We start from the raw sequence: 24,994 nt of genomic DNA, 5'->3' as shown, positions 1-24,994 counted from the left end.
TACTTCGATCCATTATGGTGTATATCTCGCCGGTCAGCAGGCGCAGGAGGCTATGGCTGAAGGCGGAGCGTGGCGATGGCGATAGCCGCTTTCGAGGATCGCGCGCCCGACGCGCCCCAAGTCACCGATTATGACGAACGTCACCACCGGACCTACTGGCGGCTGCTCGACGCTGCGGAGGAAAATGCCGACTGGCGCGAGGTCGTGCAGATCGTTTTCGGGATCGACCCGGTAGCCGAGCCGGAGCGCGCGCGGCTGGTTTACGACTCCCACCTCGCCAGAGCCCGATGGATGTGCGAGGCCGGCTATCGCCACTACCTGCCCCCGGACCAATCGTAAAATTGGGATTCACGCTGTTCGGCTAGAGCGTGGAATGTCGAGCCAAAACGCTGACTTGAATCAGCTATGCGACTGTCCGGACAGCAGGCCTTCACAGCCGATACTTGCCTGAGAACATCTCCCGACGCGCTCCATAGAGGGCCATGCTTGGGAGGGATTCGATGCCACCTGAGAGGGACTGGCGCGCGCCCCTGGACGAAGCCGGGGACGACGCGCTGCAATATTCCGACATCGCCATCGGCTATGTCAGCAGGAACACGCGCTATCGCATTGAATACCGCCGCGCCCTCGGCCGCGTGAAGCGCGGTGCGACAACCGCCGACGACGCCACGGCCGATCTCGTGCGGCGCTGGGGGATCAGCTTCTATGCCGCGCCGACCGCAGCCTACGATCCGAAGCTGGCCGTCGCGCGGCCTGACCTTTCGCCGAACAACATCGTGCTGGCGCCATCGCTCGAAGGAATCGGCGACGCGCGACCGCTCGACATGAAGATGCTGGGCGCCGTGCGGGCGCGCATGAAGATCGGCGACTTCCTCCACCTCATTCTCGCTGACAGCGACGGCGATGAGCATATCTGGATCTCGGGCTCGCTCGACCGGCCGCTGGCGATGATCCTGCCGCTCGGGCGCGATCCCTTCGCACGCCTCGCGGCCGCCGAGCGCCTGTCCCGCCGCTTGCTTGGCGTTGCCGCGGGGCCGCCGGCTCTGCGGCCCACACCCTTCCGCCGCCAGCATCTTCTCACCCTGTTACAGGTGCTCGACGGCCATCAGGCGGGCGCTACCCGCCGTGAACTGGCCGCTGTCCTGATCGACGGCAGCGTCCGCGACTACAGCGCCGCCGAATGGTCCGACAGTCGCCAGCGCAAACGTATCAACCGATGGTTCGCCGAGGCCGTCGAACTGCGCGACGGCGGCTATCTGCGCCTGCTGCGCGGCGCGTGAACGGGGACATTTCCGACACCCCCGGTTCTGTCCATTCACCGCATAGGGGTCGGTTCGCCACCATCACCTCCTGTCCGCCGACCCCGCTTTTCGGAGCCGGCCAACATCAGGAGGATCATCATGGCCGAGCCTGTCACCGCCACGACGCCACGCTATCTCAAGACGCCCGATGCCGCGATCCATCTGGGCCTGTCGGCCCGGACGCTGGAGAAGCATCGCTGCTTCGGCACCGGGCCGGTCTTTCGCAGGCTCGGCGGCCGCATCGTCTATGCCATCGACGATCTTGACGCCTGGGCGGCGCTGGGCACCCGGCGCTCGACCTCCGATCCGGGGAACGGCGTCGTCCATCCCGCCAAGCCGCTGCCCACCGATTGCGTGCGGCGCTGAGCGATCCATGCACCCAATCCGCTCTCAGTCCGGCTGCGCCAACGGCGAGCGAACACAGCTTGAGCTGTTTCGCTCCAAGCCCGGCGATCTCGCGCCGCGCGATGCCCAGGACTTGATGGCGTGGCCGTTCTTCAGTCTCGCCAAGACCAGGCGCACGACGCCGATCGACTTCCGCATGGGCGCGACATGGATCTCGGTCGAGGCGGTATTCGAGCACGGCATGGCGACCATTTGGGACGCCGACGTGCTGATCTGGGCCGCCAGCCAGCTCGTCGCCGCGCGCGACGCTGGCCGTCCAACGTCGCGGCTCATGGTGACGACGCCGCACGAGATATTGGCGTTCACGCGGCGCGGCACCGGCAAGGCGAGCTACGAGCGGCTGAAGGCCGCGCTCGACCGACTGCAATCCACGACCGTCGCTACGTCGATCCGGCAGGAGCATCAGCGCCGGCGCCGCCGCTTTTCCTGGATCAACGAATGGCGCGAACTGGCTGACGGCAACGGCCGCGCGCTCGGCATCGAATTGATCCTGCCCGACTGGTTCTACGACGGGGTGCTCGACCGCGCACTCGTCCTGACGATCGACCGCGCCTATTTCGACCTGACGGGCGGCCTGGAACGCTGGCTCTACCGCATCGCGCGCAAACATGGCGGGCGGCAGGACGGTGGCTGGAGCTTCGATGTTCCGCATCTTCATCTGAAGTCCGGCGCGCTGTCGCCGCTTCGTCGCTTCGCCTTCGAGCTGCGCGCCATCGTCGCCCGCCAGTCGCTTCCCGGCTACGTCCTCACCCTCGAAAACGCGCTAGGCCGTGACCGGCTGAACTTCGCGCCGATCCCGCCCGATCCGCTCCACGCCGCGATGCGCCGTGTCGGCCTCAAGCCTGTGGAAAACTGGCCATGAGGTTCGGACGATCAGGAACAGCCGGAGTCGGACCATCAGGAACGCCGGATTCGGACTTTCGGGAACGCGCGCACCTTCCAAGCGCCTGCGATTCCTTGCTGAATCCAGCCCCTTCTAACCATGCTAATAGAATCGAATCCTTCGGATTCTTGCTAACCGCGCGCGCGGCTGTGGACAGCCGGCGTCTGGCCGCGCGCGCTCGATCGGGCGGCGACCCGGCCGATCCTCGAACCGATTTCCCACCATCCCCGGAGATCACCGATGAACGATGACCGCCCTCGCGGCGTGCGCGTCGGCGGCGCGTTCAGCGCGCTCGCCAGCGACGGACTCACCCATGTCGAAGTGACCTGGATCGAGCAGAGGCTGGAGCATTGGATACGCTTCGGTCGCGTCTGGGATGATCGCATCCTGAGCCGACGAACGCGCGTCGTCAGCTTCCGGCCGGGCGCGGTCTTCGCCTTCGTCCGCTGGGCCTCGAACGACTTCGGCACCATCGTCTCGCGCATCGACGTGGTGCGCGCGGTGGCGTCGGGCGAGCCTTACACCACGCTCCCGTTCGTGCGACCCGGCGGGGAAATCCTGCTCAAGATCCAGGGCTGGCCGAAGGTGAGCCAAGTGCTCGCCGCCATCGACGCGGTGGAGGCGGCCGGCGTCGATCCCTGCGACGCCGCGCCCGATCACTGGCGCCATGTCCACCAGCGCATCGCCGCCGGCCATCAGCCGCGCCTCTACACGGCGGAGCGCCATAGCGCCTGGCTCAAGCGGCGGGAGATCGAGCAATGACCTCCCGCTTTTATGGCATGGCCACCGTCATCGCGGCGTCCGCGGCCACGGTTTCGTTCGTCGTCGTGGCGCTCGCCGATCCGGCGCCGTGGCTGATCTGGAACGCCAGCGCCAGCGCACCGATCGGCCTCTACCGCATCCATCCTGACCGCGATCCGCCGGTTGGCGCGCTCGTCGCCGCGCTGCCGCCCGCCGGTCTCGCACACTGGCTTGCCGAGCGGCGCTATCTCCTTGTCGGCGTCCCGCTTTTGAAGCATGTCGCGGCCAAGGCAGGGCAGTGCATTTGCCGGACCGGCGACGTGGTGAGCGTCGATGGGCGCACCGTCGCCATCGCTCAGACGCGCGATAGTCGCGGCCGGCCGCTGCCCGTCTGGCGCGGCTGCCGCAACCTGCGAACCGGCGAACTGCTGCTGCTCAACCCGGCCGTCCCGGACAGCCTCGACAGCCGCTACTTCGGCCCGCTTCCGGCATCCGCCGTCATCGGCCGAGCGACGCCGCTCTATCTGCGCACGCCATCGCCCATCGCCTTCACCCGTCAACCCTGAGGAGAGTGACCATGCCCGTGAACATCTTTGAACCCACCGACAATGGCTATGCCGGCCGCGTCCGGCTGTTCGCCATCAACGAGGCGATCGTGCTCGTTCCCGCCGAGCCGAGCCGTGCCGAGGATGCCGCCGATTATCACATCCATCTCGACGACGCGGACGGTCCCATCGTCGGCTTTGCGCGCAAGCGCAGCAGCGAACTCGCCGGCGATTACATCGCGCTGGAGATCGAAAGCCCGCTGTTTCCACGCTGGCTCAAGCCCAAGTTGTTCCGCGCGGATGCCGAAGGACGGACGTTTCGGCTGGCGTGGCGGCACCCGCGATCCGGCCAGGACCGCGCCTGATGCCGTTCCGGCGTCCCGGTTCGCCGCGTCGTCGGATGGTGGCGCTGGCGCTGCTCGCCGTCACGGTGGGCGCGCCGGTCGCCATTCGAGCCGCACCTGCTCACGCGCAATCGGACGCATCGTCCCCCACCGCGACGATCGGCCGTTACGTCGCAGACGCGGCGGGGCAGTTCGCCCTCCCGGAAGCCTGGATATGGGCGGTGATGCGCGCGGAGAGCAACGGCGATGTCCGCGCCGTCTCGCCGGCCGGGGCGATGGGCCTCATGCAGATCATGCCCGCGACCTGGACAACCCTGCGCGCACGTTATCGTCTCGGGTCCGATCCCTTCGATCCGCGCGCCAACATCATGACGGGCGCGGCCTATCTGCGCGAGATGCACGACCGTTACGGCAACGCGACGGCGATGCTGGCCGCCTACAATGCGGGGCCGGGCCGCTATGACGAATATCTCGCGCGCGGCCGCCCGTTGCCCGCGGAAACGCGCGCCTACCTTGCAAAGCTGACAGCGATCACCGGCGGCTCGGGTGACGCCCAAATGGCCGTCGCGCCTGCTCCCGATCCGCTCGCCTGGCGCCGCGCCGCGCTATTCACCGTGCGCTCGGGCGTCACCGCGACAGCGCCGCCGGATACCGCAAGCGATGATGCCGCCGCGCAGACCGCGCGTCGCTCGACCGACCGCACTGGCGTTACGGTGGCCGCGACCACGCCGCCTTCGACCGGCCTGTTCATCCCTCTTTCCGGCTCGCCCGCGCCATGAGCGGCTGCCGCGCACTCTGGCGAGCTTCGTCGCGGGCTTTCGTAATGCCGGAAGGAGGCAGGCTTCAGGTTTTGCAGGGTAAGGAGCGAGGGCAAGATAAAGGGCGGCAATGTGCGTTGCCATTTCGCCCCGGTCGTCGCCTTGATTCTCAAGGCTTTTGGTCATTGCTGCGCAATGTGTGCGGGAAACCCGCACTGTGCGGCGCTGGCCGAAACCCAGCCGCCAGCAGGCATTTCCGCACATTGCGGAGCGCCGCGCCATGAGCGGCGACGACGATTTCCGCATCCGGCCTGGCCGCATCCGTTCGCGCGGCGGCCAGCGCGCGCTTCCGATCGTCGCCCAGGCGATCGCCGCCGCGCAGCGCGCCGGCGGCCATGTCTCGCGCCGTGGCCGGATCATCGCGCCGGGCCGCTCGACCTTCGGCCGGGGCCGCGTCGCCAGCCTGCGCGCCACGCACCGGCTCGGCCACCGATCGCGCCAGGTCGTCATCAAGGCGCGCGTGATCCGGCACGACGGCCGCGCCTCGCTCGCCGCCCACCTCAAATATCTGCAACGCGATGGCGTCACCCGTGACGGCGAGAAGGGCGTGCTGTTCGGCGCCGAGGGCGAGGGGCTAGACCGCAACGACTTTGCCGCGCGGTGCGAGAACGACCGCCACCACTTCCGCTTCATCGTGTCGCCTGAAGACGCGCCGCAGATGGCCGACCTCAAGACCTTCACCCGCGAGCTGATGGCACGGATGGAAACGGATCTCGGCACCCGGCTCGACTGGCGGGCCGCCGAGCATTGGAACACCGACGATCCCCACATCCATGTCATCGTGCGCGGCGTTGCCGAGGACGGCCAGGACCTCGTCATCTCGCGCGATTACATCAGCGAAGGGATGCGCGCCGTCGCGCGGGGGATCGTCACCCGCGAGCTGGGGCTACGCAGCGACCTCGACATCCATGCTTCGCTGGAACGCCAGGTCGAAGCCGAACGCTGGACCGAGATCGACCGCGACCTCGCGCGCACCCAGCAGCACGATGGCGTCATCGACATGGCGCCCGAGCCGGGCGTGCGGCCGGACGGCGACCATGCGCTGCGGATGGGACGGCTGCGCAAGCTGGAACGGCTCGGCCTCGCCAGTGAGATCGCGCCCGGCCAGTGGACGTTTGCGGACGACGCGCAGCCGGCTTTGCGCGCGCTTGGCGAACGCGGCGACATCATCAAGCGGATGCACAAGGCGATGACCGACCGCGGCATCGACCGCGGCGCCGCCAGCTATGTGCTCGAACCCGATCCCGCGCAGTCCGTTGTCGGCAGGCTGGTCGACCGGGGCCTCCATGACGAGTTGAACGGCCGGGCGTATGCGATCGTCGATGGGGTCGACGGGCGCACGCACCACGTCCAGCTTCCCAACATCGAGGCGACGGGTGATTGCCGGCCGGGCGCCATCGTCGAGCTGCGCCATTTCACCGACCGCAAAGGGCGCGCTCGCGTCGCGCTCGCCGTGCGCTCGGACATGGACCTCGACGCGCAGGTCAACGCGCCGGGCGCCACCTGGCTCGATCGTCGCAATCTGGCGAGCGGCGGCCGCGATCTCGGCGGCGGCTTCGGAACCGAAGTGCGCGCCGCGATGGAAGCGCGCGCCGAGCACCTTGCGGATATGGGCCTGGCGCGGCGGCAGGGCCAACGCATCATCTTCGCGCGCGGCCTGCTCGATACGCTCAAGCGGCACGACCTGGACGCGACGGCCAAGGAACTGTCGGCCGAGATCGGCCTGCCGCACACGCCGTCAAAGGCCGGCGAATATGTCGCCGGCACGGTGCGCCAGCGCCTGACGCTCGCCTCGGGCCGCTTCGCCATGATCGACGACGGCCTGAGCTTCCAGCTTGTGCCCTGGTCCCCCTCGCTCGACCGCCAGATCGGCAAGCACATCTCCGGCGTCATGCGCGGCGATGGTGGTGTGGACTGGTCGTTCGGTCGCGGGCGGGGCCTGGGGCTGTGACAAGGAGATAGAAGATGCCCGCCACGAAGATTCTCTGGGGCCAGGTCATCACCGTTTTCGCGATCGTCCTCGCGACGGTCTGGATCGCGACGCAATGGACGGCGGCGGCGCTGGATTACCAACCGCAACTCGGCCCGCCGTGGTTCATGCTGGGCGACTGGCCGATCTATCCGCCCTACGCCTTCTTCATCTGGATGTTCTTCTTCGACGCCTACGCGCCGAAGATATTCGAGACCGGCGCGTGCATCGCGGCCTCGGGCGGCTTCCTTGGCTTCATCATTGCCATCGCCATGTCGGTGCGCCGGGCGCGGGAGCTGAAGAACGCCGAAACCTATGGCTCGGCCCGCTGGGCGGCACGCCAGGAGGCGGAGGCGGCGGGCCTGCTCGGGCCCAACGGCGTCATGCTTGGCCGGCTGGGGCGGGACTATCTCCGCCACGACGGCCCCGAGCATGTGCTCTGCTTCGCCCCAACAAGGTCGGGCAAGGGTGTCGGTCTGGTTGTGCCGACGCTGCTCACCTGGCCGGGCTCGGCGATCGTCCACGACATCAAGGGTGAAAACTGGACGCTGACCGCCGGCTTTCGCGCGCGGCAGACGCGCGTGTTGCTGTTCGATCCGACCAATGCCGCATCGGCCGCCTACAACCCGCTGCTCGAAATCCGCAAAGGCGCCTGGGAAGTGCGCGACGTGCAGAATGTCGCCGATGTGCTGGTCGACCCCGAAGGGTCGCTCGAAAAGCGCAACCATTGGGAAAAGACGTCCCATGCGCTGCTGGTCGGCGCGATCCTCCATGTCCTCTATGCCGGCGAGGACAAGACGCTGGCCGGCGTCGCCGCCTTCCTGTCCGACCCGCGCCAGCCGATCGAATCCACCCTGCGCGCCATGATGACCACCCCGCATCTGGGCGAGGCCGGCGTCCATCCCGTCGTGGCGTCGGCTGCGAGGGAATTGTTGAACAAGTCGGCCAACGAACGGTCGGGTGTTCTTTCGACCGCCATGTCGTTCCTGGGATTGTATCGCGATCCCGTGGTCGCCGAGGTGACGCGCCGCTGCGACTGGCGCATCGCCGATCTGGTCGACGACGTGCGGCCCACCACGCTCTACCTGGTCGTGCCGCCGTCGGACATTTCGCGCACGCGGCCGCTCATCCGGCTCATGCTCAATCAGATCGGGCGGCGCCTGACCGAAGATCTGAGGCCCGCGGCTGGGCGCCAGGACATGCTCATCATGTTCGACGAGTTTCCGTCCGAAGGCCGGCTGGATTTCTTCGAGAGTTCGCTCGCGTTCATGGCCGGCTACAAGATCAAATGCTTCCTCATCGCCCAATCGCTCAATCAGATCGAGAAGGCTTACGGCCCCAACAACGCGATCCTCGACAACTGCCATGTGCGCGTCTCGTTCGCGACCAATGACGAGCGCACCGCCAAGCGTATCTCGGACGCGCTCGGCACCGCCACCGAGATGCGGGCGATGAAGAATTACGCCGGCCATAGATTGTCGCCCTGGCTGGGGCATTTGATGGTGTCGCGCTCGGAGACCGCCCGCCAGCTCCTCACGCCCGGCGAGGTGATGCAGCTCCCGGCCGCCGACGAGATCGTCATGGTCGCGGGCGTGCATCCGATCCGCGCCAAGAAGATTCGCTACTTCAAGGATCGCCGGTTTACGGAGCGGGTGCTGTCGCCACCGGACCCGAAGGCCGGCGTCGGGCAACCGCGACCCGACGATTGGAGCGCATTGGCGCCGGTCTCTGCGCCACCGATGCCCGACCCTGCCGAGGACGCAAAACCGAAAAAGCCGAAGAAGAAAAAGGCTGGCAAGAAGAAATCCAGGGCCGACGACGATGCGACGAACGCGGACCTGCGGCGCGAGCCGGAAATCGAGCGCCATGTCGACATCGCGCCTCCGCCCACCCCGGCGCCCGCCAACGAGTTCGACTTGGACGAACCCGATACGGACGCGGTTAGGCAGGCCACGGTTCGGCGCCACATGCAGGATATGGCGCAGCAGGCGTCGCTCGATCCCGACGACGGCATCGAGCTATGACCACCAAGACACCGTTCTCGGTCTATCTCGACCCGGAGGTGATGCAGGCGCTCGCCGCCTATGCCGATCGCAGGGGCAAATCGCGCTCGCTGGTCGCCGAGGCCGCCATCGCATCCTTCCTCTCGCCCGACGCCGACGAGCAGCGAGAGGCCGCCATCGCCAAGCGGCTTGACCGGCTCGACCGCCGCCAGACCCGGCTGGAGCGCGATGTCGGGATCGGCGTCGAAATGATCGCGCTGTTTGTCCGTTTCTGGCTGTCGAACACGCCACCGCCACCCGAGGCGGAACGGGCTGTCCTGCGCCGTCAGGGCGGCGATCGCTACGACGCCTTCATCGAGGCGCTGGGCCGCCGACTCGCGAAAGGTCCGAAGGTCAAACAGGAAATCGGCGAGGACTTTGCGGCTCAAGAAGAATAAGCAAACTACGCCAGTTCTTGTATCTCTGCGCCAGACTACGATGACCGCATTTCCTTGTTGAATCCCGGTTTATTCTGCCTTTCTTGATGTGTCCCTGATGCCGGGCGGTAGTTCGCCCGGCCCAATTCAGGGGCCATCTCTTGTCCATCCACTCGATCCGATCCGAGGCGAATGCACGCGGCGAGCGAATGCTGCGCACCGCTCTCGGGCCGTCGATCGCCGCCTGGCTCGATGATGCCGCCGTCATCGAGGTGATGTTGAACCCCGACGGCCGGCTTTGGGTCGATCGGCTGGGCGAGGGGATTTCCGACACTGGCCTCACGCTGTCCGCACAGGACGGTGAACGCATCGTGCGCTTGGTCGCCCATCATGTCGGCGCCGAAGTTCACGCCCGTTCGCCGCGGGTCTCGGCTGAGCTGCCGGAAGGCGGCGAGCGGTTCGAGGGCCTGCTCCCGCCCGTGGTCGCTGCTCCGGCGTTCGCGATCCGCAAGCCCGCGGTCGCCGTGTTCACGCTCGATGATTACGCGACGGCCGGCATCATGTCGGCCGCCGAAGCGGCGGCGCTGCGGCACGGCGTCGCCAGTCGCGCCAATATCCTCGTCGCGGGCGGCACCGGCAGCGGCAAGACCACGCTGGTCAACGCGCTGTTGGCGGAGGTCGCCAAGACCACCGACCGCATCGTCCTGATCGAGGACACGCGCGAGCTGCAATGCGCCGCGCCCAATCTTGTCGCCATGCGGACCAAGGACGGCATCGTCTCGCTGTCCGATCTCGTGCGTTCATCGCTGCGCTTGCGGCCCGATCGCATTCCCATCGGCGAGGTGCGCGGCGCCGAGGCGCTCGATCTCCTCAAAGCCTGGGGCACAGGCCATCCCGGTGGCATCGGCACGATCCATGCCGGCACCGCGCTCGGCGCGCTGCGCCGCATGGAGCAGCTCATCCAGGAGGCCGTCGTCACGGTCCCGCGTGTGCTGCTGGCCGAGACCATCGACCTGATCGCGGTCCTGGTCCGCGACGGCCACGGCCGGCGCCTCGCAGAGCTGGCCCGCGTCGAAGGGCTCGACGCCGCGACCGGCGACTACCGGCTGACCTCTCTCACACCCGCACCCCAAGGAGCTACACCATGATCCACGCCTTGTCGGGCCGCGCACGTCGCGCCGCCCTTGCCGTAACCGCCAGCCTCGTCGCCTTGACCACTGCCGTTCCCGCCTATGCGTCGGGATCGTCGATGCCGTGGGAGGCGCCGCTGCAAAGCATCCTCGAAAGCATCGAGGGGCCGGTGGCGAAGATCGTCGCGGTCATCATCATCATCGTCACCGGCCTGACGCTGGCGTTCGGCGATACCTCGGGTGGTGCGCGCCGCATGATCCAGATCGTTTTCGGCCTCAGCATCGCGTTCGCCGCCAGCTCCTTCTTCCTCAGCTTCTTTTCGTTTGGCGGCGGGGCGCTGATCTGATGGACGCCGGCGACCCGATCGCGGGCTTCTTCGCCCCCGTCCACCGGGCGCTTACCGAGCCGATATTGCTTGGCGGCGCCCCCCGTGCGCTCGCCATCGTCAACGGCACGCTGGCCGGTGCGATCGGCCTCGGCCTGCGTCTCTGGATCGCGGGGCTGGCGATCTGGGCGATCGGCCATGCGATTTCGGTCTGGGCCGCTCGGCATGACCCGCAGTTCGTGGACGTGGCCCGGCGGCACCTTCGCTATCCCGCGTGGATGCGGCCATGATGTCCTTGCGCGAATACCGCAACAAGGCCGCGCATCTGGCCGACTTCCTGCCCTGGGCGGCGCTGGTTGGCGAAGGCGTCGTTCTAAACAAGGACGGCTCGTTCCAGCGCACCGCGCGCTTTCGCGGCCCCGATCTCGACAGCGCCACGCCGGCCGAGCTGGTCGCCACCACCGCGCGGCTGAACAATGCGCTGCGCCGCCTTGGCTCGGGCTGGGCCATCTTCGTCGAGGCGCAGCGGACGCCCGCGCTCCACTATCCGGAATCGGTGTTTCCCGATCCGGTCTCGGCGCTCGTCGACATGGAGCGGCGCGAACAGTTCCGCGAAGCGGGCAGCCACTTCGAGAGCGCCTATTATCTGACCCTGTTGTGGATGCCGCCCGCCGAGGAAGCCGCGCGGGCCGAAGGCTGGCTCTACGAGGGCCGCTCGACGTCCGGGGTCGATCCGTGGGAGTTGCTCAAGAACTTCGCCGACCGCAGCGACCGCGTGCTGGGTCTGGTCGACGGTTTCGTCCCCGAGGTCCGTTGGCTCGACGATGGCGAGACCCTGACCTACCTTCATTCAACGATCTCGACCCGGCGCCAGCGCGTGCGCGTCCCCGAGACGCCCATGCACCTCGACGCGCTATTGGTCGACGAGCCGCTGACCGGCGGTCTCGAACCCAAGCTGGGCGATCATCATCTGCGCGCTCTGACGGTCGTGGGATTCCCAAGCCTCACGTTTCCCGGCCTGCTCGACGAGCTGAACCGCCTGGCCTTCGAGTATCGCTGGTCCACCCGCGCGATCATGCTCGACAAGACCGATGCGACCAGGCTGCTGACGCGCATCCGTCGCCAATGGTTCGCCAAGCGCAAAAGCATCGCGGCGATCCTGAAAGAGGTGATGACCAACGAGGCTTCGACGCTGCTCGACAGCGATGCCTCGAACAAGGCGGCCGACGCCGACACCGCCCTGCAAGAGCTGGGCGCGGACTATGCCGGCATGGCCTACGTCACCGCGACGGTCACGGTGTGGGACCGCGACCCGGCCATCGCCGCCGAAAAGCTGCGGCTGGTCGAGAAGGTCATTCAGGGCCGCGACTTCGCCGTCATCCCCGAGGGCATGAACGCGATCGAGGCATGGCTGGGGAGTCTCCCCGGCCAAGTTTACGCGAATGTCCGCCAGCCACCCATCTCCACGCTCAATCTCGCCCACCTGATCCCCCTGTCAGCGGTATGGGCGGGGCCGGAGCGGGACGAGCATTTCGGCGCTCCCCCCTTGCTCTACGGCAAGACCGAAGGCTCGACCCCGTTCCGGTTTTCCCTTCACGTCGGCGATGTCGGGCACACGTTGATCGTCGGCCCGACCGGCGCGGGAAAATCGGTGCTGCTCGCGCTGATGGCGATGCAGTTTCGCCGCTACGAGAACGGCCAGGTCTTCGCGTTCGATTTCGGGGGCAGCATCCGCGCCGCCGCGCTCGGCATGGGCGGCGACTGGCAGGACTTGGGCGGCGGTCTTTCCGGTGACGACGATGGCGGCGTCCAGTTGCAGCCGCTGTCCCGCATCGACGATCCGGCGGAGCGCGCCTGGGCGGCGGAATGGCTGGCAGCGATCTTCGCATCCGAAGGCGTCGCGGTCGATCCGCAGGCCAAGGAGCACATCTGGTCTGCGCTCGGCTCGCTGGCGTCGGCGCCGATGCCGGAACGCACGCTGACCGGACTGACCGTCCTGCTACAATCGCAGACGCTCAAGCAGGCGCTCGCCTCTTACTGCATCGGCGGGCCGTGGGGCCGGCTGCTCGATGCCGAGTCCGAGAGGCTTGGCGAGGCGTCGGTTCAGGCGTTCGAGACCGAGGGCCTGGTCGGCGCCGGGTCTGCCGCGGCCGTGCTGTCCTATCTGTTCCACCGGATCGAAGGCCGGCTGGATGGTTCGCCGACGCTCATCATCATCGACGAGGGCTGGCTGGTGCTCGACAGCCCGGCCTTCGCCGCGCAGCTCCGCGAATGGCTGAAGACGCTCAGGAAGAAGAACGCTTCCGTCATCTTCGCCACGCAGAGCCTCGCCGACATCGAGACGAGCGCCATCGCGCCGGCCATCATCGAATCCTGCCCGACGCGGATATTCCTGCCCAACGAACGCGCGGCCGAACCGCAGATCGCGGCCATCTACGAGCGGTTCGGCCTCAACGCGCGGCAGATCGAAATCCTCAGCCGGGCGACGCCCAAGCGCGATTATTACTGCCAGTCGCGGCGCGGCAACCGGCTGTTTGAATTGGGGCTGGGCGAGGTCGCGCTGGCCTTCGCCGCCGCCTCGGCCAAGACCGATCAGCTCGCCATCGCCGAGATCATCGAAACCCACGGCGCCCCCGCCTTCGCCGCCGAATGGCTGCGCCATCGCGGCTGCGCCTGGGTCGTCGAGCTGTTGCCGGACCCTGTGTCCGACCGCGAGCCCGAACTCCCGCTCACGCCAGATATGGAGATCGAACCATGAAACTGCCTGCCATTCGCCGCGCCCTCATGGCCGGCGCTCTCGCTACGATGGCGACCCTGCCGGCGATCGCGCCGATGCCGGCCCATGCACAGTTGGGCTTCGGCGGGATCGTCTATGACCCGACGAATTATGCTCAAAACGTGCTGACGGCGGCCCGCTCGCTCCAGCAGATCAACAACCAGATCCAGCAAATCCAGCAAGCCGCGACGAGCCTCGTCAATCAGGCGCGGAACCTGGAGTCGCTGCCGTTCAGCTCGCTCCAGCAGTTGCAGCAACAGGTGCAACGCACGCAGCAACTTCTCGGGCAGGCACAGCGCATCGCTTACGACGTGCAGAACGTCCAGCAGGCGTTCACCGACCGCTACAAGGGCGCGGCGCTGACCGGCGATCACGCGCAGATGGTCGCCAACGCCAATGCACGCTGGGAAGATAGCGTCGGCGCGTTCGAGGACGCCATGCGCGTCCAGGCCGGCGTCGTCGGCAATATCGAGGGCGAGCGCACGACGATGAACGGCCTGGTCTCGGCCAGCCAGTCGGCGACCGGCGCGCTTCAGGCGACGCAGGCGGGCAACCAGCTCCTGGCGCTGCAATCGCAGCAGATCGCCGACCTCACCGCCGCCGTGGCGGCCCAGGGCCGAGCGCAGGCGCTGCAATCCGCCCGGCAAACCGCCGAGGAAGCCGAAGGCCGTGAGCGGTTCCGCCGCTTCATGGGCAACTGAGGCCGGGCGATGTCGCGCACGGCGAAGATCGCGGGGGTGGCGGCGCTGGCCGGCATGATGATGGCGGTGGCGATCCTTGCGGCCACCGACGACCGCGAGCCGTCAGCCGCGCCACAGGCAGCCGCAGTGGCGGACGAAGGTCACGACCGGCTCGCGCGCGAACTGGATCGCTGCGCCACGCTCACCATGCCCGATAGCGGCTGCGAAGCAGCCTGGGCCGCAAACCGGCGCCGTTTCTTTCACCAGGCCATGCCCGCGCCCGGGCACCCGAGCGACGGGAACATGCCGACCGATGCCGAAGGCGTCGCGCCATGAACGACACCGGCGTCATCGACACCTTCCTGTCGGTCTTCAGCACCTACATCGACAGCGGATTCGGGTTGCTCGGCCACGAAGTCGCGTTTCTCTCGACCACGCTCATCGCCATCGACCTGACCATCGCCGGCCTGTTCTGGGCCTGGGGCGCGGACGAGGACGTGCTTCAGCGGCTCGTCAAGAAGACGCTCTACATCGGCACCTTCGCGTTCATCATCGGTAACTTCCAGAACCTCGCCACCATCGTCTTCGAGAGCTTCGCCGGGCTCGGCCTCCAGGCGAGCGGCGGCGGCATGTCGATCGCGGACTTTATGAAGCCGGGCACGATCGCCGCCACCGGCCTTCAGGCGGCCAAGCCGCTGCTCGACGCGGCAGGCCAGTATTCCAGCCTCTGGGCCGTCTTCGCCAACCTCGCGCTGATCCTCGTGCTGCTGATCGCCTGGCTGATCGTGGTGCTGGCGTTTTTTATCATCTCCGTCCAAGTCTTCATCACGCTGATCGAGTTCAAATTGGTCACGCTCGCCGGGTTCGTCCTGCTTCCCTTCGCCTTCTTCAACAAGACCGCGTTCATGGCCGAGCGCGTGCTGGGCCATGTCGTCTCGACCGGCATCAAGGTGTTGGTGCTCGCCGTCATCACCGGCATCGGCACGACGCTGTTCAATCAGTTCACCAGCGCCAACCTCGGTGTCGAGCCGGACATCAATCAAGTCATGGCGATCGCGCTCGCAGCACTGTCGCTGCTCGGCCTCGCTATCTTCGGCCCCGGCATCGCCAACGGCATCGTCTCGGGCGGCCCCCAACTCGGGGCGGGCGCCGCGGCAGGCACGGCGCTGGCGGCAGGCGGCGCTTTGGTTGGCGGCGCTGCGCTCACGCGCCTCGGCATGGGCGCCGCCGGTTCCGCTATGGGCACGGCCGGCCGGATGACCGCCGCCGCCGCGCGCGGCGGTGCGCAGATGGCGGGAGGTGCTACGAGCGCCTACAGCCTCGGCTCCTCGGCAAGACCGGCGCCGGCGCCGTCGCGGGCGGCATGGCCGCAGCCGGTCAGGCCGCGGCGGGAAGCGCGGCCAATGCCGTCTTCTCGCCGCTGCGCAACGCGGCCGCCAAGGGCGGCGCGGCGATGAAGACCAGCTTCCGTTCCGGCGCGCGTGGCGGCTTCACCGCCACCGGCGGCACCATCACCGGCGGCCCTGCACCCGCTGCCACCACCGCCGCGGCCGGTTCAGTCCCTGCTGCCAGCGCCTCCGGCGCCCCCGCCTGGGCTGCTGCAATGAAGCACCGGCAGTCCGTCACGCACGGCGCCACCATTCTCACCCACACGATGAAGGCCGGCGACAGCCACGGCGGCGGCGGTGGCCCCGACATCAAGGAGAAGGACTGAGCCCATGTTCCGACGCCCGACAATCCGCTACGGCCAGATGCCCGAACCCGTCACGCCCTATCAACGCGCCGTGCAGGCGTGGGACGATCGGATCGGCTCCGCCCGCGTCCAGGCGAAGAACTGGCGCCTCGCCTTCTTCGGCGCGCTGGCCCTCGCCGGCGGACTCGCAGGCGGTCTCGTCTGGCAGTCGGCGCGCGGCACCATCGTTCCCTGGGTGGTCGAGGTCGATCGGCTGGGCCAGGCCCAGGCCGTCGCGCCCGCCGAGGCCGGCTACCATCCAACCGATCCGCAGATCGCTTTTCACCTCGCCCGCTTCATCGAGGAGGTGCGCTCGATCCCCGACGATCCGATCGTGGTGCGGCAGAACTGGTTGCGCGCTTACGACTTCACGACCGACAAGGGCGCGGCGGCGCTCAACGATTACGCCCGCGCCAACGACCCGTTCGCGCAGATCGGCAAGGCGCAGGTCGCGGTGGACGTGTCGAGCGTCATCCGGGCCTCGCCCGACAGTTTCCGCGTCGCCTGGACCGAACGCCATTACCAGGACGGGAGCCTCGCCGCGACCGAGCGTTGGTCGGCCATCCTCACGATCGTCGTGCAACCGCCGCGCACGCCCGACGCGCTGCGCAAGAACCCGCTCGGCGTCTTCGTCAACGCCCTCAACTGGTCAAAGGAGCTGTCGCAATGACGCATGTGCCTTTCCATCGCGCCGCCTCGGCGGTCCTGCTCGCGTCCGCCGCGGCGCTCGGCGGGTGCGCCACCACATCGGCGAATCCACCCGCCATCTCCTATGACAATCCGCCGGCCGAGGTCGCTGCAACGCTTGCGCCCGAGCCGCCCAAGCCGGTCAAGGTGGTGACGATCCCCGAGCCTTTGCCACTGCCTGGCCAGTTGAAGCCGGTGGCGCAGAGCACGCCAACGACCGAGCCGGCCGATCCCCGCAAGCGCGTCAGCGCGGCCAATGCGGCGGCGCGGATGCAGCCCGTGCGCGACGGTTTCCTCAATTCCATCCAGCAATATCCGTGGACCGACGGCGCGCTCTATCAGGTCTATGCCGCGCCCGGCCAGGTGACGGACATCGCCTTGCAGGAAGGCGAGAAACTCGTCGGGCCAGGCCCGGTCGCGGCTGGCGATACCGTGCGCTGGATCATCGGCGATACGACAAGCGGCGCCGGTCCTACCGCGCGCGTGCATATCCTCGTCAAGCCCACCCGGCCCGACATCACGACCAACCTCGTCATCAACAGCGACAGGCGCACCTACCATCTGGAACTGCGCGCCACGCCCGCTACCTACATGGCGTCGGTCTCCTGGATCTATCCGCACGATACGCTGCTTGCGTTGGCGGGCCGGAACGCGGCGGCGGTCTCTGTCGCGCCTGTGGCGACCGGGGTGAACGTCGCCGCGCTCAATTTCCGCTACCGCATCGACGGCGACCGCGCGCCGTGGAAGCCGCTGCGCGCCTTCGACGATGGCCGACAGGTCTATATCGAGTTTCCAGCCGGGATCTCGCAGGGCGAGATGCCGCCGCTGTTCGTGATCGGCGCGGCCGGCAGTGCCGAGCTGGTCAACTATCGCGTCCAGGGCCGCTACATGGTGGTGGACCGCCTGTTCGCGGCCGCCGAGCTGCGCCTGGGCGACAAGCACAGCGAACAGCGTGTGCGCATCGAGCGCGACGACGGACGAAAGGGGCGGCCGTGAGCGATCCCGCCGATACGCCCGCACCGGAAACGGGAAGCCCGCAAGCGCCCGCATCCGATCCGCAAGCCTTTCAGCTTCGTGGGCCGACGCCGCGCGTCATGCGCCTGTCGCGTAAAGCCCTGGCTGTCCTTGGCATCACCACCGGCCTCTGCATCGGCGGGTCGCTGATCTATGCGCTTAAACCGGCAGGCCATCGCGAGGCCAAGGAACTCTACAACACCAATGGCCGCGCAACGGCCGAGGCCATCACGTCAGCGCCGAAAGACTATACGCAGGCGCCTCGGCTTGGCCTGCCGCTTCCCGGCGATCTTGGCCGGCCCATCGTTTCGGCACAGCAGCGCGGCGAGAACGTGCCCGTGTCAGCGATCGGTTCCTCCGGCACGCCGACCGATCCTCGCGCGCAGGCGGCGGAGGCTGCTCGGCAACGTATCATCCAGGAACGCGACGCGGCGCGCACCAGTTCGGTGTTCCTGGGCCACAGCGCACAGAATGCCGGCGCGGCCGTGCAGCCTGCCACGATCGCGCCGGATCAGGCGGCGGCGCCGCAAGTTGGCGGTGCGGCGCAGGGAGACCAGCCCGCCAAGCGCGCCTTCATGGCGCAGGCGTCCAACCAGCGCACGGTTAGCGTCGAACGGCTTGCACCGCCCGCATCGCCCAACATCATCCAGGCGGGCAGCATCATCCCGGCCGCGCTCATCACCGGCATCCGTTCCGACCTTCCCGGTCAGATCACCGCCCAGGTGACGGCCAACGTCTATGACAGCATCACCGGACGCATCCTGCTCATCCCCCAAGGCGCGCGGCTGATCGGCGAATATGACAGCGACATCGCCGCCGGCCAGACCCGCGTGCTGCTTGTCTGGGACCGGCTGATAATGCCCGACGGCCGCTCGATCGTTCTCGAACGCCAGCCCGGCGCCGATGCAGCGGGCTTCGCCGGGCTACAGGACCGCGTGGACCAGCATTGGGGCAACATGCTCAAAGCCGCCGCCATCTCGACGCTGCTCGGCGTGGGCGCCGAGCTGGGCGCGGATGGCGACGACGATCTCACCCGCGCCCTGCGCCGGGCAAGCCAGGACACCATCAACCAGAGCGGCCAGCAGATCGTGCGGCGACAACTGGACGTGCAGCCGACGCTCACCATCCGGCCGGGCTATCCGTTGCGCGTGGTCATCACGCGCGACCTGGTGCTCGAACCCGTTGGAGGCACACAATGACGAAATTGAAGCTGGGGCCGCTGGCCGATGACCGGCCGGTCAAGTTCACGGTGGAACTGCCCGCCGCCGTCCATCGCGATCTCGTTGCCTATGCCGCCGCACTCGCCGCCGAGACCGGGGAACCGCCGGCCAAACCCGACAAGCTGGTCGCGCCGATGCTGACCCGGTTCATGGAGACCGATCGCGCCTTTCGCCGGCATCGCGCCCAGGCGAAGTGAGGGAGCGTCCGCCCTACTTGCCCAGGAAACGCTTGAAGCGATCCCGGCCATCGGCCTCGGTGACGGCCTGTTCGGCATTGGCGCACTCGTCGCCGCGCACCGTTCCCTGCGCGCAGCCTGCCACGATCCGGCGCCCTTCATCTAGATGCGCCGCGAAATATTGCGTGCTGCGTGCCCCGGGGGGCGCCGGGGCGGCAAGAGGTGGGCCGGCGACGGCCCTTGTCTGACCGACAGGAATAATCACCGGCCGTAGGACGATGCCCGCCCCGAATCCGACGATTAGTGCTATCAGCACGATGATGAGTGTCTTGCCCTGCGTCATGGCGGTCCCAATTCTGATTGCTGAGGCGGAGGATGCGACCCCGACAAGGGCGGTAGCGAATAGCGGACGGCCACAAAATCGAGGAACCGACGCAACACCGCATTCTCATTGTCGTCGCGCCAGTAGCCCGAGAAACCGACTCGTATGTGGCCGTTGGTCTCGTGAACTTCGCGAAACACAACACCCGGCACCTGGATGCCGAGCGCTGATTCCGCAACGATCGACATGTGCCCGCCCGGCGCGATGGCGCTCAGCACCGTTTCACGGCTAACGTCGTTCATGTCGATCTCGGGCGTGTAGCCGGGCATCCCGAGCTTGCCCAAAAGCATGTTGCGCGTCTCTGGGCCGGGATCTCGTTCGGTCAACAGGAAGCGTTCGCGGGTCAGGTCGGTCCAGTGGATGCGTTCGCGTTCGGCCAGCGGATGGCCTTCCGGCATCGCCACCAATATACGCTCGCTCCAGAATGGGCGGCTCATCAGTCCCCGGTAAGGCGCTTCGCCAATCATGATCGCGATGTCGAGCAGGCCGTTCTCTATGCCGGCCAGCAGCATATCGCGGTCTCGTTCGAACCCGCGCACCCTGACATCGGGATAGCGTTCGCCGAACTCGGTCACGGTCGCGCGCAAATTGCCAGCGGAGAAAGAGGTGTAGAAGCCGATACCGAGATTGCCGACATGACCGTCGTTCGTGGCGCGGACCCAAGCGTTTAGTTCCTCGAACTCCCTTACGATGCGCTGTGCCGTGCGCAGATAGATCATACCGTTCGGCGTCAGCGTAGCGCCGCGCGTCATGCGGTTGAAGAGCACCATGCCTAGGCGCTTCTCGATTTGCAGGATGTGTCGGCTGAGTGTGGCTTGCTTGATGTTCAGATTGCGGGCCGCTCGGCTGAAGCTACCTGCCTCATCCGCTGCGATCAAATAGCGAAGTTGACGAAGTTCAGTCAAATATTTTCCTATAATTATACGTAATAAATCGCGGAACTATGGCTTATTTTTAAAGTTGCCTTATGTTGAGCGGAATAAGTAAATTTAGTCACTTTTCTTTATCCATATTTGGAACCGGCCGAGATAAAGATAGATTACCGGCGTCGTGTAGAGCGTGAGCAACTGACTAAACACAAGTCCGCCGATTATCGCATAGCCGAGCGGTTGACGCAGCTCCGAACCAGTGCCGGTGCCGAGCGCGAGCGGAATGCCAGCCATCAATGCCGCCCCCGTCGTCATCAGGATAGGGCGGAAACGCAAGAGACACGCCTCGCGAATGGCTTGGGCTGGCGTAAGATGCCGGTCTCGCTCGGCGACGATGGCAAAATCGACCAGCATAATGCCATTTTTCTTGACGATGCCGATCAATAGGATGATCGCGATGATGCCGATCACCGAAAGATCCATATTTCCCATCCACAGCGCAAGCAGCGCCCCGACGCCGGCCGACGGCAATGTGGACAGGATGGTCAACGGATGAATGAAGCTCTCATATAAGATGCCGAGAATGATATAGATTACGACGAGCGCGGCGATAATAAGCACGGGCATCGTCGACAGAGATGCCTGGAACGCCTCCGCATTACCCTGGAACGCGCCGGTCACTGTCCCCGGCATGTTAATCTCATCTGCGGCACGGTTGATGGCGGTGACAGCCTCCCCTAACGCAACACCAGGCCGAAGATTGAACGACAGGGTAACAGCCGGAAATTGGCCCTGATGCGTTACCGATAATGAGCCAATGTGGGAGGTATCCACTTTCACAAGCGCGGAAAGCGCTACCGGAGTGCCCGTCAGCGGAGACCGCACATAGAGCCGATCAAGCGATGCAAGCGTGCGCTGCAGTGACGGCGTCGCCTCGAGAATGATCGGATATGTACTGAGTTGAGTGAAATATTGCGTGACCTGTCGCTGTCCGTAGGCATCGTTGAGCGTATCGTCGATCATTTGTGCCGAAATCCCAAAGCGCGAGGCCTGGTCCCGATTGATGTCCACGGTGAGCAGTGGCGCTTCAGCGAGAAGGTCAGTGGCAACGTCCGCGAGTTCCGGCAGTTCGCGCATTTTCTCGAGCATCTTCTGCGTCCACGTAGTCAACTCGATGTTATCGGCGCTCCGCAAGGTATATTGAAAACTGCCGCGCGAAGAGCGGCCGCCTACGGTGATGTCCTGTGTCGCTGACATGGAGAGCTTGACGCCCTGGACTTTTGCAATTTGCGGTCTCAAACGATCGATAATCTGGGATGCTGTTTTCGTGCGCTCATCGCGCGGCTTGAGAACGATATAAAAGCGAGCGGTATTCGCAGTCTGCGCATTGCCGTTGCCACCGGTGCTCCCTGTCCATGAGGCAACTCCCTCGACACCAGGGTCCTTGAGAATGACATCGCCGAGCAGGCGTTGGAGACGCTTCATCTCCTCGGGCGACACCTCCTGAGCGGCCTCCGCCAAGCCGCCGATCAGGCCGGTGTCCTGAATTGGAAAAAAGCCTTTGGGTATCTGGATGGCCATGACCACGGCCAGCATCACCGTCAGGAAGAACACGCCCAGGGTGGCCGCCTGATGGCGCAGCACAATGTCAAGCGTGCGTTGATAGCCGGACAGCATCGTGTTGAAGAACGCTTCGAGAGCGCGGTAGACGCGGCCGTGACCCGCGGGCTCCTCCCGGCGCATGAAGCGCGAGCAGAGCATCGGCGCGAGCGTGAGCGACACCAGCGCTGAGACTGCGATCGCCGCCGTCACGGTTAGAGCAAACTCTCGAAACAAACGGCCGACAATTCCACCCATCAGCAAAAGCGGGATGAAAACGGCGACCAACGAGAAGCTGATGGATAGCACTGTAAATGCGATCTCGCGCGAGCCTTTCAGCGCAGCTTCAAAGGGTTGCACTCCATTTTCGAGATGACGGTAGATATTTTCGACGACGACAATCGCGTCATCGACGACGAAGCCGACAGCTATCGTCAAGGCCATCAGAGACAGATTGTCGAGACTGAAGCCAAGCATATACATGGCTGCGAACGATCCCAGCAGCGCGAGCACGATCGTGACGCTCGGGATCACCGTCGCCCAGATATTGCGCAGGAAAAGCAGGACCACCATCACGACGAGACCGATGGTCAAGAGGAGCGTAAACTCGACGTCGTGCACCGAGGCGCGGATGGTGGTCGTTCGGTCCAGAACGGTGTGGATCGTGATGGCCGGTGGGATGTCGACTGTGAGGCTGGGCAGTTGCGCCTTAATCCGGTCAACGGTGTCGATGACGTTGGCGCCTGGCTGCTTATAGATCGTGAGAAGGATCGCGGGCTTATTATTGTCATAGGCCGCCGCGGTTCGATCGGATGCGGCGAAAACTGCCTGACCGACGTCGTTGACTCTGACAGGGGCGCCGTCACGGTAAGCGAGTACGACATCATCGAATTTTTTTGCTTCGGTGATCTGGTCGTTTGCGCGAATTGTGAAGCTCAGCTTGCCAGTGTCGAGTGCTCCCTTGGCACTCTCTGTCGTGGCGCTGGCAAGGACGGGCCGTATTTCCTCGAGTGTCAATCCGCGCGAGGCGAGCTTGGCTGGATCAACTTGGATACGGATCGCCTGCTTCTGCTCGCCGCCGAGCGAAACCTGGGCCACGCCGGGGACTTGGGAGATTTTCTGGGCGAGATAATTGTCGGCATATTCATTGACGCCGGTCAGCGGGATGGTGTCTGAACTTGCCGAAAGGACGAGGATGGGTGCGTCGGCCGGATTCAGCTTCTTATAGGTCGGCGGCGTCGTCATCGATTGCGGCAAGGTCTTGGATGCGGCGTTGATCGCCGCCTGCACATCCTGCGCAGCGGAATCGATGTTGCGATCGAGATCAAATTGAACCGTGATGGATGTCGCGCCCAGAGCGCTAACCGATGTCATCTGGGTAACGCCCGCGATTTGCCCGAGTTGGCGCTCCAGCGGCGTCGCAACTGATGAAGCCATCGTCTCAGCGCTCGCTCCGCTAAGCGTCGCGGTGACTTGAACGGTCGGGAAATCCACCTGCGGCAGCGGAGCCACGGGCAGGAGCGGAAATGCGGCAATGCCGAGGAACGCCAAGGCCGCCATCAGCAATGTCGTTGCGACTGGCCGCGCGATGAATGGTGCGGAGAGATTCACCTAACGCCCTCGGGCCTTGGCGACATCGATAACGTGGCCCTGATCTGTACCTGCGCATTGCGCTTCAGCTTGAACTGTCCCGCCGTCACAACACGCTCACCCTCGCGAAGACCCGACGTGATCACCGTCAGATCGCCACTCGACGGCCCGGTCTTGATCTGTCGGGTTTCAGCCGTGTTATGCCCTGTCACGAGCCATAGAAATAAGCCCTTCGGCCCTCGTTGGACCGCAGCCGATGGAACCACGACGACATTGTCGAGTGTCTTGAGCAACAAACGCGCGTTGACGAACTCACCAGGCCAGAGCCGTTCATCATCATTGGGGAAGATGGCTTTCAGACGAATGGTATCGGTGGCCTGATCGACCGTACCGTCCACGAGGAGGAGCCTTCCGGTGCCGAGGGGACGCAAATTGTCCTGGTCCAATGCCGTCACTTCAACCGCACCGACGGCCAAAGCGCCACGAACGTCGTCGAGGAAGCGCGCTGGCAAACTGAACAGAACTGCCGACGGCCTGATCCGCGTCAGCACGGCGATCGGCTGTGCGTCGGATACATGCACCAGGTTGCCAGGATCGACCGAGCGAATACCAATCCGTCCGTCGTTTGGCGCGCGGATTGTCGTGTAGGAGAGTTGCGTTCGCGCCGTCTCGATCGCGGCTTCGTCTGCGGCAATGGATGCTTCCAGTTGATCGACTGTCGCCTGTTGATGGTCGACGGTTTGCCGCGCTATCGCCTCCAACAGGACCAATGCCTTATACCGCTCGAGATCTTTCCTGGCGGAAACGAGCAGCGCGGTATCCTGAGCTTTTTTTGCCAGAGCCTGGTCGAGCGCAGCCTTGAACAGGCGTGGGTCTATCCTCGCGAGCACATCGCCTTTTCTTACATTCTGTCCTTCGACGAATACCACGTCCTGCATTGTCCCATCGACCTGGGGCCGAATGCCGACGGTCAAAGATGCCTGAACGATGCCAAGCCCGGTTTGATAGACAGGTACATCCTGTCGACTAGCAACAGCGGTGCTTACCGGCACTGGCGTGTGTGTGGGGAGCTTGCTCTTGGGACTCGCCAAATGCCAGTAAGTGACCGCCCCAATTGCAAGGAGAGCGGTAATCGCGCAAATGAGAACGATACGACGTTGTCGGATAGGGCGGCGCCTAGCAGGCGGATTCACTATTGCCCCACCGTGTTGCCAGAGTCCACCACTATGCTTATGGCAACGAACAAACCGATGATCGTTTTGACGTCATGAGCAAATTTACGCATAGTAATTCTCCGCTATGCCGTACAAGATGCCCCCAATAATCTTGGGCAACAAATGCGAATTTCTCACCGTTAGCCCAATCTAAGTTTATGGTCATAATGACTT

General features: G+C 65.6%; 25 protein-coding genes and 1 pseudogene. 22 read left to right on the top strand and 4 right to left on the bottom strand.

Annotation, left to right across the window (positions count from 1 at the left end; all coding sequences use genetic code 11):
- The first annotated feature begins 75 nt into the window (after nucleotides 1-75).
- The 22 genes and pseudogenes from VVT58_RS03800 (at nucleotide 76) to VVT58_RS03695 (ending at nucleotide 19,187) form a co-directional block, all read left to right on the top strand.
- Nucleotides 76-339, top strand: coding sequence for a DNA -binding domain-containing protein (locus VVT58_RS03800; protein WP_327754113.1), 264 nt, complete (start codon nucleotides 76-78; stop codon nucleotides 337-339).
- A 161-nt stretch (nucleotides 340-500) separates the two neighbouring features.
- Entirely contained in the window at nucleotides 501-1,280 is a 780-nt protein-coding gene (locus tag VVT58_RS03795) for a DNA -binding domain-containing protein (RefSeq protein ID WP_327754114.1), read from the top strand.
- A 120-nt stretch (nucleotides 1,281-1,400) separates the two neighbouring features.
- On the top strand, nucleotides 1,401-1,667 hold the full coding sequence (locus tag VVT58_RS03790) for an AlpA family transcriptional regulator (RefSeq protein ID WP_119036603.1): 267 nt from the start codon (nucleotides 1,401-1,403) through the stop codon (nucleotides 1,665-1,667).
- A gap of 7 nt (nucleotides 1,668-1,674) precedes the next feature.
- Nucleotides 1,675-2,568, top strand: coding sequence for a replication initiator protein A (locus VVT58_RS03785; protein ID WP_327754115.1), 894 nt, complete (start codon nucleotides 1,675-1,677; stop codon nucleotides 2,566-2,568).
- 261 nt (nucleotides 2,569-2,829) lie between these two features.
- Nucleotides 2,830-3,351: a DUF2840 domain-containing protein gene (locus tag VVT58_RS03780; protein WP_327754116.1), complete on the top strand. Its 522-nt coding sequence runs from the start codon at nucleotides 2,830-2,832 to the stop codon at nucleotides 3,349-3,351.
- Nucleotides 3,348-3,896, top strand: coding sequence for a S26 family signal peptidase (locus VVT58_RS03775; RefSeq protein ID WP_405053720.1), 549 nt, complete (start codon nucleotides 3,348-3,350; stop codon nucleotides 3,894-3,896). Before VVT58_RS03780 ends, VVT58_RS03775 begins: the two co-directional genes overlap by 4 nt.
- Before the next feature lie 11 nt (nucleotides 3,897-3,907).
- Nucleotides 3,908-4,240: a DUF736 domain-containing protein gene (locus tag VVT58_RS03770; RefSeq protein ID WP_327754117.1), complete on the top strand. Its 333-nt coding sequence runs from the start codon at nucleotides 3,908-3,910 to the stop codon at nucleotides 4,238-4,240.
- On the top strand, nucleotides 4,240-4,998 hold the full coding sequence (locus VVT58_RS03765; RefSeq protein ID WP_327754118.1) for a lytic transglycosylase domain-containing protein: 759 nt from the start codon (nucleotides 4,240-4,242) through the stop codon (nucleotides 4,996-4,998). The genes VVT58_RS03770 and VVT58_RS03765 overlap by 1 nt, the downstream gene beginning before the upstream one ends.
- A gap of 259 nt (nucleotides 4,999-5,257) precedes the next feature.
- Nucleotides 5,258-6,988, top strand: a complete 1,731-nt coding sequence (locus VVT58_RS03760; protein WP_327754120.1) for a DUF3363 domain-containing protein — start codon at nucleotides 5,258-5,260, stop codon at nucleotides 6,986-6,988.
- A 14-nt stretch (nucleotides 6,989-7,002) separates the two neighbouring features.
- Entirely contained in the window at nucleotides 7,003-9,030 is a 2,028-nt protein-coding gene (locus VVT58_RS03755) for a conjugal transfer protein TraG (protein ID WP_327754121.1), read from the top strand.
- A complete protein-coding gene (locus VVT58_RS03750; RefSeq protein WP_327754122.1) occupies nucleotides 9,027-9,446 on the top strand; it encodes a CopG family transcriptional regulator in 420 nt (139 codons plus the stop codon). Before VVT58_RS03755 ends, VVT58_RS03750 begins: the two co-directional genes overlap by 4 nt.
- A gap of 188 nt (nucleotides 9,447-9,634) precedes the next feature.
- Nucleotides 9,635-10,573: a P-type conjugative transfer ATPase TrbB gene (trbB, locus tag VVT58_RS03745; protein WP_405053733.1), complete on the top strand. Its 939-nt coding sequence runs from the start codon at nucleotides 9,635-9,637 to the stop codon at nucleotides 10,571-10,573.
- Nucleotides 10,570-10,902, top strand: a complete 333-nt coding sequence (locus tag VVT58_RS03740) for a TrbC/VirB2 family protein (protein WP_327754125.1) — start codon at nucleotides 10,570-10,572, stop codon at nucleotides 10,900-10,902. The genes trbB and VVT58_RS03740 overlap by 4 nt, the downstream gene beginning before the upstream one ends.
- Nucleotides 10,902-11,171: a VirB3 family type IV secretion system protein gene (locus tag VVT58_RS03735; protein WP_327754126.1), complete on the top strand. Its 270-nt coding sequence runs from the start codon at nucleotides 10,902-10,904 to the stop codon at nucleotides 11,169-11,171. The genes VVT58_RS03740 and VVT58_RS03735 overlap by 1 nt, the downstream gene beginning before the upstream one ends.
- Nucleotides 11,168-13,639, top strand: coding sequence for a conjugal transfer protein TrbE (gene trbE / locus VVT58_RS03730; RefSeq protein ID WP_327754278.1), 2,472 nt, complete (start codon nucleotides 11,168-11,170; stop codon nucleotides 13,637-13,639). Before VVT58_RS03735 ends, trbE begins: the two co-directional genes overlap by 4 nt.
- Nucleotides 13,636-14,358 (top strand): P-type conjugative transfer protein TrbJ, encoded by a 723-nt coding sequence (gene trbJ / locus VVT58_RS03725; RefSeq protein ID WP_327754127.1) that lies wholly within the window; start codon nucleotides 13,636-13,638, stop codon nucleotides 14,356-14,358. The genes trbE and trbJ overlap by 4 nt, the downstream gene beginning before the upstream one ends.
- A 9-nt stretch (nucleotides 14,359-14,367) precedes the next feature.
- Nucleotides 14,368-14,673: a putative entry exclusion protein TrbK-alt gene (trbK-alt, locus tag VVT58_RS03720; RefSeq protein WP_327754128.1), complete on the top strand. Its 306-nt coding sequence runs from the start codon at nucleotides 14,368-14,370 to the stop codon at nucleotides 14,671-14,673.
- Nucleotides 14,670-16,051, top strand: a pseudogene (trbL, locus tag VVT58_RS03715) (P-type conjugative transfer protein TrbL). The gene trbK-alt and the pseudogene trbL overlap by 4 nt, the downstream one beginning before the upstream one ends.
- A gap of 4 nt (nucleotides 16,052-16,055) precedes the next feature.
- Nucleotides 16,056-16,739: a conjugal transfer protein TrbF gene (gene trbF, locus VVT58_RS03710; RefSeq protein WP_208633296.1), complete on the top strand. Its 684-nt coding sequence runs from the start codon at nucleotides 16,056-16,058 to the stop codon at nucleotides 16,737-16,739.
- Nucleotides 16,736-17,752 carry a P-type conjugative transfer protein TrbG gene (trbG, locus tag VVT58_RS03705; protein WP_327754131.1) on the top strand — a complete coding sequence of 339 codons (1,017 nt, stop codon included), beginning with the start codon at nucleotides 16,736-16,738 and terminating at the stop codon, nucleotides 17,750-17,752. The genes trbF and trbG overlap by 4 nt, the downstream gene beginning before the upstream one ends.
- Complete coding sequence (locus VVT58_RS03700) at nucleotides 17,749-18,969, top strand: TrbI/VirB10 family protein (RefSeq protein WP_327754132.1); 1,221 nt, start codon at nucleotides 17,749-17,751, stop codon at nucleotides 18,967-18,969. Before trbG ends, VVT58_RS03700 begins: the two co-directional genes overlap by 4 nt.
- Nucleotides 18,966-19,187, top strand: a complete 222-nt coding sequence (locus VVT58_RS03695; protein ID WP_327754133.1) for a DUF2274 domain-containing protein — start codon at nucleotides 18,966-18,968, stop codon at nucleotides 19,185-19,187. Before VVT58_RS03700 ends, VVT58_RS03695 begins: the two co-directional genes overlap by 4 nt.
- A 13-nt stretch (nucleotides 19,188-19,200) precedes the next feature.
- Here VVT58_RS03695 and VVT58_RS03690 read toward each other — a convergent pair whose 3' ends face one another.
- From VVT58_RS03690 to VVT58_RS03675, 4 genes are all read right to left on the bottom strand, one after another.
- Nucleotides 19,201-19,509, bottom strand: coding sequence for a hypothetical protein (locus tag VVT58_RS03690; protein WP_327754134.1), 309 nt, complete (start codon nucleotides 19,507-19,509; stop codon nucleotides 19,201-19,203).
- The gene (locus tag VVT58_RS03685; RefSeq protein WP_327754135.1) at nucleotides 19,506-20,453 is read right to left on the bottom strand and encodes a LysR family transcriptional regulator; all 948 of its coding nucleotides are present in this window, start codon (nucleotides 20,451-20,453) and stop codon (nucleotides 19,506-19,508) included. The genes VVT58_RS03690 and VVT58_RS03685 overlap by 4 nt, the downstream gene beginning before the upstream one ends.
- A gap of 84 nt (nucleotides 20,454-20,537) precedes the next feature.
- Nucleotides 20,538-23,627, bottom strand: a complete 3,090-nt coding sequence (locus VVT58_RS03680) for an efflux RND transporter permease subunit (protein WP_327754136.1) — start codon at nucleotides 23,625-23,627, stop codon at nucleotides 20,538-20,540.
- Nucleotides 23,624-24,658, bottom strand: coding sequence for an efflux RND transporter periplasmic adaptor subunit (locus VVT58_RS03675; protein ID WP_352000018.1), 1,035 nt, complete (start codon nucleotides 24,656-24,658; stop codon nucleotides 23,624-23,626). Before VVT58_RS03675 ends, VVT58_RS03680 begins: the two co-directional genes overlap by 4 nt.
- Nucleotides 24,659-24,994 lie beyond the last annotated feature (336 nt).

Origin of the sequence: Sphingobium sp. SJ10-10 (genome assembly GCF_036038995.2) — a bacterium.
GTDB lineage: Bacteria > Pseudomonadota > Alphaproteobacteria > Sphingomonadales > Sphingomonadaceae > Sphingobium.
The sequence above is the reverse complement of the archived record's forward strand: the minus strand, read 5'-3'. Positions and strand labels throughout refer to the sequence as shown.

Coding starts and splice junctions, on each gene's coding strand:
- VVT58_RS03800 (WP_327754113.1), top strand. CDS start 76: ATGGCGATAGCCGCTTTCGAGGATCGCGCGCCCGACGCGCCCCAAGTC.
- VVT58_RS03795 (WP_327754114.1), top strand. CDS start 501: ATGCCACCTGAGAGGGACTGGCGCGCGCCCCTGGACGAAGCCGGGGAC.
- VVT58_RS03790 (WP_119036603.1), top strand. CDS start 1,401: ATGGCCGAGCCTGTCACCGCCACGACGCCACGCTATCTCAAGACGCCC.
- VVT58_RS03785 (WP_327754115.1), top strand. CDS start 1,675: ATGCACCCAATCCGCTCTCAGTCCGGCTGCGCCAACGGCGAGCGAACA.
- VVT58_RS03780 (WP_327754116.1), top strand. CDS start 2,830: ATGAACGATGACCGCCCTCGCGGCGTGCGCGTCGGCGGCGCGTTCAGC.
- VVT58_RS03775 (WP_405053720.1), top strand. CDS start 3,348: ATGACCTCCCGCTTTTATGGCATGGCCACCGTCATCGCGGCGTCCGCG.
- VVT58_RS03770 (WP_327754117.1), top strand. CDS start 3,908: ATGCCCGTGAACATCTTTGAACCCACCGACAATGGCTATGCCGGCCGC.
- VVT58_RS03765 (WP_327754118.1), top strand. CDS start 4,240: ATGCCGTTCCGGCGTCCCGGTTCGCCGCGTCGTCGGATGGTGGCGCTG.
- VVT58_RS03760 (WP_327754120.1), top strand. CDS start 5,258: ATGAGCGGCGACGACGATTTCCGCATCCGGCCTGGCCGCATCCGTTCG.
- VVT58_RS03755 (WP_327754121.1), top strand. CDS start 7,003: ATGCCCGCCACGAAGATTCTCTGGGGCCAGGTCATCACCGTTTTCGCG.
- VVT58_RS03750 (WP_327754122.1), top strand. CDS start 9,027: ATGACCACCAAGACACCGTTCTCGGTCTATCTCGACCCGGAGGTGATG.
- trbB (WP_405053733.1), top strand. CDS start 9,635: ATGCTGCGCACCGCTCTCGGGCCGTCGATCGCCGCCTGGCTCGATGAT.
- VVT58_RS03740 (WP_327754125.1), top strand. CDS start 10,570: ATGATCCACGCCTTGTCGGGCCGCGCACGTCGCGCCGCCCTTGCCGTA.
- VVT58_RS03735 (WP_327754126.1), top strand. CDS start 10,902: ATGGACGCCGGCGACCCGATCGCGGGCTTCTTCGCCCCCGTCCACCGG.
- trbE (WP_327754278.1), top strand. CDS start 11,168: ATGATGTCCTTGCGCGAATACCGCAACAAGGCCGCGCATCTGGCCGAC.
- trbJ (WP_327754127.1), top strand. CDS start 13,636: ATGAAACTGCCTGCCATTCGCCGCGCCCTCATGGCCGGCGCTCTCGCT.
- trbK-alt (WP_327754128.1), top strand. CDS start 14,368: ATGTCGCGCACGGCGAAGATCGCGGGGGTGGCGGCGCTGGCCGGCATG.
- trbF (WP_208633296.1), top strand. CDS start 16,056: ATGTTCCGACGCCCGACAATCCGCTACGGCCAGATGCCCGAACCCGTC.
- trbG (WP_327754131.1), top strand. CDS start 16,736: ATGACGCATGTGCCTTTCCATCGCGCCGCCTCGGCGGTCCTGCTCGCG.
- VVT58_RS03695 (WP_327754133.1), top strand. CDS start 18,966: ATGACGAAATTGAAGCTGGGGCCGCTGGCCGATGACCGGCCGGTCAAG.
- VVT58_RS03690 (WP_327754134.1), bottom strand. CDS start 19,509: ATGACGCAGGGCAAGACACTCATCATCGTGCTGATAGCACTAATCGTC.